Source organism: Streptomyces albus subsp. albus, from assembly GCF_000719865.1.
In the GTDB taxonomy this organism is placed as follows: domain Bacteria; phylum Actinomycetota; class Actinomycetes; order Streptomycetales; family Streptomycetaceae; genus Streptomyces; species Streptomyces albus_E.
This window is the reverse complement of the sequence record NZ_JOID01000037.1, coordinates 36,139-47,893: the sequence shown is the minus strand read 5'-3', so window position 1 is coordinate 47,893 and position 11,755 is coordinate 36,139. Positions and strand designations below refer to the sequence as shown.

The 11,755-nt window shown below is 74.4% G+C and carries 5 protein-coding genes; all 5 read left to right on the top strand.

Going from position 1 to position 11,755, the window contains the following annotated elements; translation table 11 throughout:
• Window positions 1-636 precede the first annotated feature (636 nt).
• Window positions 637-4,083 carry a S8 family serine peptidase gene (locus IF83_RS0127065; RefSeq protein WP_051723463.1) on the top strand — a complete coding sequence of 1,149 codons (3,447 nt, stop codon included), beginning with the start codon at window positions 637-639 and terminating at the stop codon, window positions 4,081-4,083.
• A gap of 590 nt (window positions 4,084-4,673) precedes the next feature.
• Window positions 4,674-4,880: a hypothetical protein gene (locus IF83_RS0127060; RefSeq protein ID WP_030548581.1), complete on the top strand. Its 207-nt coding sequence runs from the start codon at window positions 4,674-4,676 to the stop codon at window positions 4,878-4,880.
• Between the two features lie 231 nt (window positions 4,881-5,111).
• Window positions 5,112-5,918, top strand: a complete 807-nt coding sequence (locus IF83_RS0127055; RefSeq protein ID WP_030548580.1) for an HlyD family efflux transporter periplasmic adaptor subunit — start codon at window positions 5,112-5,114, stop codon at window positions 5,916-5,918.
• Between the two features lie 371 nt (window positions 5,919-6,289).
• Window positions 6,290-8,407: an NHLP family bacteriocin export ABC transporter peptidase/permease/ATPase subunit gene (locus tag IF83_RS0127050; RefSeq protein ID WP_030548578.1), complete on the top strand. Its 2,118-nt coding sequence runs from the start codon at window positions 6,290-6,292 to the stop codon at window positions 8,405-8,407.
• A gap of 1 nt (window position 8,408) precedes the next feature.
• Window positions 8,409-11,726, top strand: a complete 3,318-nt coding sequence (locus IF83_RS0127045; RefSeq protein WP_078843924.1) for an NHLP bacteriocin export ABC transporter permease/ATPase subunit — start codon at window positions 8,409-8,411, stop codon at window positions 11,724-11,726.
• Window positions 11,727-11,755 lie beyond the last annotated feature (29 nt).

The window sequence follows — 11,755 nt, the reverse complement described above, 5'->3', positions numbered from 1 at the left end:
GGACACCGAAAGATGTCGAGCTCGCCGCATAACCTCAGCACCCCGAACCATCCCAAACCCGACAGGGTGTCTTGACGGAAGACATAGAGGCACCCCCCCACGAGGGCACCGGCGGGACGACGGGCCACGGCGCGGGTCCGGGGCGCCGGAGAGAGAACAACAGGAGCAGGGAACAGAGGACCGCGGCAGGAGAAGCCGGAACAGGGCGACACCGAGCCCGAGTACGCGGGGCAGTACGGCCGCCCGGGCGCCACGGCGCCGCCGGACGGCCGTCACCGCCCGGTCCGGGTCGTGAGAGCCGCCGGTCCGCCCGAGAAGTCGTCGTTCCATGTCAACCGCACCGCCCCACAAGGGCGTTGCGGTTTCTCCATGCCCGCCCCCGGCCCTCTCCGGCTCCTCCCGTCTCCTCCCGGCGTTCTGCGGTCCCCTTTCGCGGGGCCCGCGGATGGCCGGTTTCCGTCCGTTGTCCGCCCCCGGCCGCGCCGTTGATACTGAGGCGCGCAGGGCCCGGGGACACGTCTGTGACCGAGCTGTCCCCCTGAGACGCGAAGGTGCCGCGTCCGGCCGGCTCCGGCCGGGCCCTCTCTTCCGAGGCCCCCCGCCCGGGGCCCTTCCGAGGCGAGCAGGGGGATCCCCGTGCCCATCCGCGCCATCCGCACCCGGAGAGCACTCGCCGCGCTGGCCGCGGCCGTCACCGCCGCGCTGCTCCCGGCCGCGGCCCCACCGGCCACCGCGTCGCCGGCCATCGCGGCACCCGCCGTCACCTCACCGACCGCCGCGGCACCCGCCCCCTTCGCCGCGGCCGGGGGGGCGGGGCTCGTCACGCTCGTCACCGGCGACCGGGTCCGCCTGGACGGCGCCGGACGCGTCACCGCTGTGCTCCCCGCCGAGGGCCGCGAGCACATACCCGTCCAGGCGCTGCGCGACGGCGACGGCCACACGCACGTCATCCCCCAGGACGCGACCGCCCTCGTCCTCGACGGCACCGTGGACCGCAGGCTGTTCGACGTCACCGAGCTGAGCCGGCCCGCCTTCCGCGCCCTGCACGGCGACACCCTCCCCTTCATCGTCCGCTACGAGGAGAGCGGCCCGGAGCGGGACGGCCCGGAGGAGGACGTCCCGGCCGCCGGGCGCCGGCTGCGCGCCGCCGCCGGGGACGCCGGCGTCCGCCCGCTGCGCAGCATCGGCGCCGACGCCGTGGCCGCCGGGCCCGGGGACACCGCCGCGGCCTGGGCCGCGCTCACCCGCGCCTCCGGCGAGGGCGGTCGGCGCACCACCGCGCCCGGGGTGGCCTCCCTCTGGCTCGACGGCCTGGTCCGGGCCGAACTCGACCGCAGCGTCCGGCAGATCGGCGCCCCCGCCGCCTGGGAGGCCGGACTGGAGGGCGAGGGCGTCACGATCGCCGTCCTGGACTCCGGCATCGACACCACGCACCCCGATCTGGCCGGCCCCAAGGTCGCCGCGGCGAAGAACTTCTCCGCGTCCCCCGATACCACCGACCGGTACGGCCACGGCACCCACGTGGCGTCCATCGCGGCGGGGACGGGCGCCGCGTCCGGCGGCGCGTACCGGGGTGTGGCGCCCGCCGCGCGGCTGCTGAACGCCAAGGTGATCGGGGACGACAACAGCGGCCGCGAGTCGGACGTGATCGCGGGTATGGAGTGGGCCGTCGACCGGGGCGCCGATGTCGTCAACCTCAGCGTCGGCGCGGGTGACGCCCCCGGGGTGGGGCCGATGGAGGAGGCCGTGAACCGGCTCTCGGCCGGGAGCGGCCCCCTGTTCGTGGCCGCCGCGGGCAACGCGGGCCCCCGCCCGGGCTCCATCAGTTCCCCGGGCAGCGCGGAGGCGGCGCTCACCGTCGGCGCCGTCGACCGCGAGGACCGGCTCGCCGGCTTCTCCTCCGTCGGCCCGCGCACCGGGGACGGCGGGCTGAAGCCCGACCTGACGGCCCCGGGCACCGGGATCGGGGCCGCGCTCGCCGAGGGCAGCGTGCTGGCGGGGGAGGCCGGCCCGGTCGCCGACGGCTACGGCTCGCTGTCGGGGACGTCGATGGCCACCCCGCACGCCGCGGGCGCGGCCGCCCTGCTGGCGGAGCGGCACCCGGACTGGAACGGTGAGCGGATCAAGGCGGCCCTGACCGGCTCGGCCGCGGCGGGGGAGAGCCGGAGCGTCTTCGAGAAGGGGAGCGGCCGGATGGACGCGGGCCGGGCCACCGGGCAGACCCTCGTCGCGGGGGCCTCCTCCCTGGACTTCGGCGCACCGCGCTGGCCGCACACCGACGACGAACCCGTCACCCGGGACCTCGTCCACCGGAACCTGGGGGAGGAGGACCTCACGCTCACGCTGTCCGTGGAGGCCACCGGCCCGGACGGCGAGCCGGCCCCCGAGGGCATGTTCGTCCCGGACGCCGAGCGGATCACCGTCCCCGCGGGCGGCACCGTCTCCACCGGGCTGACCGCCGACACCCGGCCGGGCGGCGACCGCTACGGGGACTTCGAGGTGGTGGTCACGGCGAGCGGAGGCGGCCAGTCCGTCCGCACGGCGGGCGCCGTGACCCGCGAGGAGGAGTCGTACGACCTCACGGTGAACACCGTGGGCCGGGACGGCGCCGCCCCCGCCGACTGGGCCGCCATCGTCTACGACTACGAGCGCGGCGGCTTCACCGGCACCTCGGGCACCGGCGGCACCGCCACCGTCCGGCTGCCGGAGGGCACCTATCTCGTGAGCCACCAGATCGTCCTCGCCGGCGGTGACGGCGGTGACGGCGACGCGGCCGGACTCGACTGGCAGCTCCAGCCGAGGCTGGACCTCACCGCGGACACCACCCTCACCTTCGACGCGCGGAAGGCCGAGCCGGTCGAGATCACCGTGCCGGACCCGGAGGCCGAACTCGCCGACGCCGCCATGTCGTTCGACGCCACCGTGGACGGCCGCACCATCGGCAGCGTCTGGCTGGTGCGCCCGCCGCTGCCACTCGGCTTCCGCACCCGGCACGTCGGCCCCGAGCTGCCGGACGGGCGGATGCACGCCAAGACGGTCGGCAGCTTCCGCAGCGGCCCCGACACCGAGTACCGGGTCGCGTACGGGCGGGAGGGCGGCCTCTTCACCGGCTTCCGCAAGGACGTCGCGTCCGAGGAGCTCGCGCAGCTGACGATCCATCAAGGAGCGTCGGCGGCGGGGCGGCAGGGCGCGGTGATCACCGAACCGGACACCGGCGACATCGGATTCGGCTGGACCGTGGCCCACCTCCGGGACCTCCCCGGCACCTTCACGCAGTACCTCAACACCGAGGGCGTGCGCTGGTCGCACCGGTTCGAGCAGATGCGCGGGGAGGAGCGGGAGGCGGTCTACGCCGGCCCGCAGCGGGCCGCGTACACGGCGGGCGAGGCTTACGAGCACACGTACAACACCGGGGTCTTCGGCCCCTTGCTGGGCGGAGACGGAGACGGGCCCGGCGGCGGGGACGGGGCTGCGGAGGACGGTCTCTTCCGGCGGGGCGACACCCTCTCCGGCCGGATCAACCCCCTGGCCGACGGCGCGGGGCACCGCGGCGAGAGCCTCTACGACACCGCCTCCACGACGCTCTACCGGAACGGCGAGCCCTACGCCACGGCCGAGGACATCCTCGACCGCGCCCAGTTCACCCTGCCGCCGGAGAAGGCGGACTACCGGCTCGTCACCACCGTCGCCCGCCGCGGCCCCGCCACCGTCTCCCGCGAGGTCACCTCCTCCTGGACGTTCACCTCGGAGGCGGCGGGGGAGGGGGAGCGGGTACGGCTGCCGGCCTCGGCGGTCCGCTTCACCCCGGGGCTCGCCCCCGACTCCACCGCCCCCGCCGGTACGGTCACGGAGATCCCCGTGACGGTGCAGGGCTCCGCGGCGGGGGACGGGGCCGGCCCGCTCACCGTTCACGCCTCCTTCGACGGCGGCCGGACCTGGACGGAACTCCCGGTCCGTGACGGTGTGGTGAAGGTCCGCAACCCCGCGGAGCCCGGAACGGGCGTGTCCCTCAGGGCGGAGGTCACCGGCGGTGCCGGCCACGCGCTGACCCAGACGATCCTCGACGCCTACCGCACCCGGTAGCGGCGGGCGGGGGAGCGCGGCCGCGGCGGGTTCCCGTACCGGAAGGCCGTGACCAATCGGCGGAAAGGGCCGCTTGCCGCATACCGCAGGTAATGCGGGGCCCACCGGACATGCCCGATACAAACGGCGCGGCAGGGAAAAGCGGCGCTCCCGGGCTTCCTTCGCGGGTTCTCTTGTCGGGCCATGTCGCATTCGGCCGGTCCTGCACATCGTTTTCGCAGAAGCGGCACAGGACGGAGTGTGGAAACGGTTTTCCCCGAATCCCCGCCCCCACCGGAGGCGTTCAGTCCGGTTTGGTACCGCCGGACTGCCCGGGGCGGGTGACCGGACAGTGGACCTTGTGAAGAAGCCGTCACCATGCCGTGCCCGACCTGCGGCGCTTCCCCGCCGGCGGGCCCGGGGCGACGGCCGCCGCGGCTGGCCCGCCGACCGCGTGACGTGCTTTCATCTGGCGGTACGCGGAAGCTGTTGAAAAATGGTTCCCGGGTTGAGGGGCAGCTTGACGCCCCATCAAATCGGTCGGTTTTCGTCCCCCTTGAACCGGCCGGTGCGATGCAGAAATACCCAGCAGAAATCGAAGGGAAGCCCAAGTGCGCAACGACTTCACCCCCCAGGTCGAGACCCGCGAGATCGACGACGCCGCCCTGGACGCCGTGTCCGGCGGCATCGGCGTCAACGTCGCCCCGGTTCTGGGCGCCGTCGACTCCGTCGCCCCGCTCTCCGAGGGCCTGGGTCTCGTGCAGGACGTCACCGGCCTGCCCACCAGCCAGGTCACCGGCCTCGTCGCGGGTCTCTGATCCGGACGTCCGCTGTCCGGCCCTGACCGGCCGGAGCGTTTCACAACCCCCCGGTTTGGCTGAGACCGGAAAGGGTTGACCATGGGCCCCGGAATTCCCCTTTCCGGGGCCCATGCATGCTGTCGGCCGGGCGGCCTCCGGCTGCCATCTCCGCAGCTCGGCGGCCATGTTACGGTCGTGCGCCATCGCGTCGGAACGTCCGGCGTCGTCGCAGGCGAGGGATGAAAGACCGTGCAGTTCCGCCAGAAGGCGCTGTCCAAGCTGCAGTCACCCGAGGAGCTGGACATCCCGGTGCGCTTCGCACGGCCCCAGGGCCTGCTCGTGCTCGTGATCACGCTCCTCGTGATGGCGGGGGCCGCCTTCTGGGCCGTGACCGGCTCGGTGTCGTCCCGGCTGGAATCGCCCGGAGTCCTCACCCGCGCCGGGGGCAGCTACGTCCTGCAGAGTCCCTTCGCCGGACAGGTGACCGAGGTCCTCGCCCGCGAGGGCGACAGCCTCCCCGCCAAGGCCCCCGTGCTGGCCGTCAGTACGGAGCAGGGCACCCGCGCCGTCCGCACCCTGGAGGCGGGCCGGGTCACCTCGCTCGTCGCCGAGACCGGCTCGGTCATCACCCCAGGCGCGCAGGTGGCGACCGTCGAACGCGTCAAGGATCCCGATGAGCCGCTGGTGGCCATGCTCTACGTCCCCGGCGGCAAGGGCTCACCCGTGCCGGTGGGCGCCCGCGTCGACCTCACCGTCCAGTCCGCGCCCGCGCAGCAGTTCGGTGTGCTGAAGGGGCGCGTCAAGACCGTCGGCCGGGTGCCGCAGACCGCGCAGCGCATCGCGGGCTTCCTCGGCAGCGCCGAACTGGCCGAGCGGTTCTCCGCCGACGGGCCGGCCGTGGCCGTCCTCGTCGAGCTGGAGCGGTCCGCCGGAACCCCGTCCGGCTACGCCTGGTCGCGGAAGGACGGCCCGCCGTTCCGGATCGAGTCCACCACCCCCGTGAGCGGTGCCATCCATCTCACCGCCGAGCGTCCCATCGACTGGCTGCTGCCGTGAACACCCCGTACGAGACCGGACCGGCGGCCGGACCGCCGGCCCCCGCCGAGCCCCTTCCCGCACCGACCGCCGGGACACCCGCCGGGACACCCGCCCCCGGCCAGGAGCCGGCGCCCGCCGCGCAGGCCGCGCCCGCCGCCCCGTCCCCCCGGTCCTCCGGCGAGACGGCCACCGGCCCCGCCCCCGGGGACCGGCTCCCCGGCCATGGCCGGCGCCGCCCGGCCGCCGACGGCCGCCGCCGCGCGGACCGCGCCCGCCGAGCGGCGCCGCCGCGGGGACGCGGCGGCGGGGACCGCAGGCAGCCCCGGGGCGCCGGGAAGAAGCAGCGGACGCGCGCGCCCAAGAGCGTCCGCAGCCCCGTCGTCCTCCAGATGGAGGCCGTGGAGTGCGGCGCCGCCTCCCTGGCCATGGTGCTCGGCCACCACGGCAAGCACGTCCCCCTGGAGGAGCTGCGCATCGCCTGCGGCGTGTCCCGCGACGGCTCCCGTGCCAGCAACCTCCTGAAGGCGGCCCGGAGTTACGGCCTCGACGCCAAGGGCATGCAGATGGAGCCCGCGGCCCTCGCCGAGGTGCGGGCCCCGGCCATCCTCTTCTGGGAGTTCAACCACTACGTGGTCTACGAGGGGACGGTGCGCCGCTTCGGCCGCCGCATGGTCCGCATCAACGACCCGGCCCGCGGCCGCCGTTACGTCTCCATGGAGGACTTCGACACCAGCTTCACCGGCGTCGTCCTCGTCTTCGAACCCGGCGAGCGGTTCCGCCGCGGCGGCCGCAGGCCGGGCGTCCTCGGCGCCATGCCCGTCCGGCTCCGCGGCACCAGCGGCACCCTGCTGGCCGCGCTCACCGCGAGCTTCCTGCTCGTCCTCGTCGGTGCCACCGTCCCCGCCCTCAGTCGTACCTATATCGACATGTTCCTTTTCGGGGAGCAGACCTCGCTGCTCGGGGTCCTCTTCGCCGCCATGGGCACGATGGTGGTCCTCACCGCCGTCCTCACCGGACTGCAGCAGGCCAACCTGCTGCGCGGGCGCATCATCTCCTCCACCCTCAGCAGCGCCCGCTTCCTGCGCCACCTCCTCCGGCTGCCGGTCACCTTCTACTCCCAGCGCAACCCGGCCGACCTCGTCCAGCGGCTGCAGTCCAACGACACCGTCGCCGAAACCCTGGCCCGGGACCTCGCCGCCGCCGGCGTCGACGTGGTCGTCGTGGTGCTCTACGCCGTCCTGCTGTGGGCCTACGACCCGCAGCTCACGGTCGTCGGCATCGGCATCGCCCTGCTCAACGTGGTCGCCCTGCGCGTCGTGATGCATCTGCGCTCCGTCGGCACCCAGAAACTGCGCGCCGACAGCGCCCGGCTCACCAACACCTCGTACAGCGGCCTCCAGCTGATCGAGACCATGAAGGCCACCGGCGGCGAGAACGGCTGGTTCCGTCGCTGGGCCGGGCAGCACGCCACCACCCTCGACACCCAGCAGCGGCTCGGCGTGCCCAGCGCCTTCCTGGCCGTCGTCGCCCCCACCCTCGCCACCCTCAACAGCGCGCTGATCCTCCTCATCGGCGGGCAGCGGGCCGTGGAGGGCGCCGTCTCCATCGGCCTGCTCGTCGCCTTCCAGGCCCTGGTCACCAACTTCACCGCCCCCCTCACCCGGCTCAACGGCGTCGCCGGCCGGCTCCAGGACTTCGCGGCCGACGTGGCCCGCCTCAAGGACGTCGAGAGCTTCCCCGCCGACACCCTCTACACCCGGCGCGAACCGCCCGCCAGCACCAAGCGGCTGCGCGGCCACGTCACCCTGGAGAACGTCACCTTCGGCTACAGCCCGCTCGACAAGCCGCTGCTGAGCGGCTTCTCGCTCGACGTCGGACCGGGCCGCCAGGTCGCCCTCGTCGGCGGCTCCGGCAGCGGCAAGTCCACCGTCTCCCGGCTGATCTCCGGCCTCTACCGGCCGTGGGAGGGCGTCATCCGCATCGACGGGCGGCGGCTGGACGAGATCCCGCGCAGCGCGCTGTCCGCCTCCGTCTCCTTCGTCGACCAGGACGTCTTCCTCTTCGAGGGGACCGTCCGCGACAACGTGGCCCTCTGGGACCCCTCCATCCCGGAGGAGGCCGTCGTCGCGGCGCTCAAGGACGCCGCGGTGTACGACATCGTCGCCCGCCGCCCCGGCGGCATCCACAGCCGCGTCGAGCAGGACGGCCGCAACTTCTCCGGCGGGCAGCGGCAGCGGCTGGAGATCGCCCGCGCGCTCGTCCGCCGCCCCAGCGTCCTCGTCCTCGACGAGGTGACCAGCGCCCTCGACGCCGAGACCGAACAGGTCATCATCGACAATCTGCGGCGGCGCGGCTGCGCCTGCGTCGTCATCGCGCACCGGCTGAGCACCGTGCGGGACAGCGACGAGATCGTCGTCCTCGACCGCGGCACCGTCGTGGAGCGCGGCCGGCACGAGGAGCTGGCCGCCGCCGGCGGGGCCTACGCCGCCCTGGTCAGGGAGCACTGACATGTCATCCCCCCACCCCTCCCACTCCTCCTCCGAGGGCTCCGCCCTCACCACCACCGGCGCCGTCCCGGCCCCCGTCCCCGGCACCGCCGGAACCGGCGGCTACGGCGCCGACGCGTACGGGACCGGCGACGGGTACGCGGCCGGTGACTACGCGAACGGTGACTACGGGACCGGTGACTACGGGACCGGCGACGCCTACGGGGCGGCCCCCGGGACACCCGCAGCCGGCCCGGCGGCCGCCGCCTCCTCCGCCGACGTGGTCGTCGCCGCCCTGGGCGGCCTCGGCACCCCCGTCGACCGCACCGCCGCCCGCAGCCTCGGCCTCGAAGGCCCGCAGGTGCTGTGGCTGGTCACCGCCGGGGCCATGGACCTCTTCGCCGTCGACGCCGGCCGGCAGGGCCACTGGCACTTCCTCGGCCGGCTGGAGACCGGCACCCTGCTGCTCGGACCCGTCGAGGGCCCGCGCCACACCCTCGTCGGCCGGCCGCTCCAGGACTGCGCGCTGCGCCGCATCCAGCTCCGCGAGCTGCACCGCCCCGGGCCGGAACCGTACGCGGCGCACGACCCGTACAGCCCCTACGGCGGTTACGGCCAGTACGGACACCCCGGCGAGCACTACGACCAGTACGAGCGGTACGGCGGGCACGACCCGCTGTCCGGCGGCGCACATGGCGAGGCGTACCCGGACCCGTACGCCGACCCGTACGGCGGGCAGGGCGGCGGCCCGTACGGCGCGCCCGACCCGTACGGCACCCCGTGGACGCACCCGGCCCACGAACCGGTCCTCACCCCTCTGGACGACGCCTTCGCCCGCGGCTACGGACGCAGCCTCCGCGTCCTCTTCGAAGCCCCCTTCGACGGCCAGCACCTGACCCGAGGCCCCTCCGACGAGGACGCCCCGGACGACGGCCTCGGGGCGAGCGCCGCGAACGACGCCGCCGGGACCGGCGACGAGAACATCCTGTGGATGTCCATGGCCCCCGGCAGCGTCCAGTACGGCTCCGCCTACGGCGCGGACACCGCCGCCGACCTGCTCATCGACGGTGCGCTGTGGCAGGACATGGTCAACCAGCAGACCCGCCTGCTGTCCGCCCTGGACCGCTGGATCGAACGGCTGGAGCGCGCCCACGAGGACCGCACCGCCGCCGGCATCCAGGCCGGCGAGGCCGAACGGGAACGCGCGGACCAGGCGCTGCTGAACTCCATCGGCCGGCCGCGCCGCCGCGGAGCCCCGTCCGGCACGGCCGCCGGCACCGACGACGCCGCCCTCGCCGTCTGCCGCAAGGTCGCCGCGGCGGCCCGCATCCCCGTGACCGACCCCGACACCGGCGGGGCGTCCGGCGGCAGGCTCGATCCCGTGGAACGCGTCGCGCTCAGCTCCGGCTTCCGCACCCGCGACGTCCGCCTCACCGGGAGCTGGTGGCGCGACAACTCCGGCCCCCTCGTGGGCTACTGGTCCGAGGACGGCGAGCCGGTGGCGCTGCTGTGGCGGCGCGGCCGCTACGAGGCCGTGGACCCGGCGAGCGGCGAGCGGTGGCGCGTCGGCAAGGACAACGCCGCCGAGTTCGACGAGCGCGCCGTCATGTTCTACCGGCCGCTGCCCGACGAGCCCCTGCCCGCCTGGCGGCTGCTGCTCTTCAGCCTCCGCGGCACCCGCGCCGACCTGCGCCACCTGGCGCTGGGCGGCCTCGTCGCCGTGGGCCTGGGCGCGCTGGTGCCGATCGCCACCGGACAGGTCCTCGGCGTGTACGTCCCGGCCGCCGAGACCGGCCTGATCGTCCAGGTCTCCCTGGCGCTGATCGTCACCGCGGTGGTCGCCGCCGCGTTCATGCTGCTGCAGAACACCGCCATCCTCCGCATGGAGGGCCGCGTCGAGGCCACCCTGCAACCCGCCGTCTGGGACCGGCTGCTGCGGCTGCCGACCCGCTTCTTCGCCCAGCGCTCCACCGGCGAGCTGGCGAGCGCGGCGATGGGCATCAGCTCCATCCGCAAGGTGCTGTCCGGGATCAGCACGGTGCTCGTCCAGGCCGGCACGGTCGGTGCCGTCAACCTCGTGCTCCTGCTGCTGTTCAGCGTCCAGCTGGCGCTGGTGGCCGTCGCCATGCTCCTCGTCATCGCCGCGCTCTTCCTCGGCCTGGGGCTGTGGCAGCTGCGCTGGCAGCGGCGGCTGGTCGTGCTCGGCAACAAGCTGAACAACCAGGCGTTCCAGACCCTGCGCGGGCTCCCCAAGCTGCGCGTCGCCGCCGCCGAGAGCTTCGCTTACGCGGCCTGGGCGCGCGAGTTCGCCCGCAGCCGCGAACTCCAGCAGCGCGTCGGCCGGATCAAGAACCTCATCACCGTCCTCAACGCGGTCTACCTGCCGCTCTGCACCCTCGTCATGTTCATGCTGCTCGCCGGGCCGGCCCGCGGCGCCCTCTCCCCGAGCGGTTTCCTCACCTTCAACACGGCCGTGACGATGATGCTCAGCTCGGTCACCCAGCTGACCGGCGCGCTGATCTCCGCCGCCGCCGTGCTGCCGATGTTCGAACAGGTCCGGCCGGTCTTCCGGGAGCTGCCCGAGGTCCGCGGCGGCTCGACCCGGCCCGGGGAGCTCTCCGGCGCCATCGAGGCCCGGCAGCTCTCCTTCCGCTACACCGAGGACGGGCCGCTCGTCCTGGACGACGTCTCCTTTCGGGTGGAGCCGGGCGAGTTCGTCGCCGTCGTCGGCGCGAGCGGCTGCGGCAAGTCCACACTGCTGCGGCTGCTCATCGGTTTCGACCGGCCCGCCTCCGGCGAGGTCCTCTTCGACGGCCAGGACCTGGCCGCCCTCGACCAGGCCGCCGTCCGCCGGCAGTGCGGTGTCGTCCTGCAGAACGCGCAGCCGTTCTCCGGCTCGATCCTCGACTGCATCCGCGGCGCCGAGAACTTCTCCCTGGAGGAGGCGTGGGAGGCCGCCCGGCTCGCCGGGCTCGCCGAGGACATCCAGCGGATGCCGATGGGCATGCACACCGTGCTCTCCGACGGCGGCGGCACCGTCTCCGGCGGGCAGCGGCAGCGGCTGATGATCTCCCAGGCCCTGATCCGCCGGCCCCGGATTCTCTTCTTCGACGAGGCGACCAGCGCGCTGGACAACGAGACCCAGCGCATCGTCACGGAGAGCACCCGCGAACTCAACGCCAGCCGCGTCGTCATCGCCCACCGGCTCTCCACCGTCATGGACGCCGACCGGGTCGTCGTCATGGCGGAGGGCCGCGTGGTGCAGCAGGGCCGCCCCGCGGAGCTGCTCGCCGACACCACCGGCCTCTTCCACGAGCTGGTCCGCCGCCAGATCCAGTGACGGGCCGGGGAGGCGGGTGGCGGAGGCCG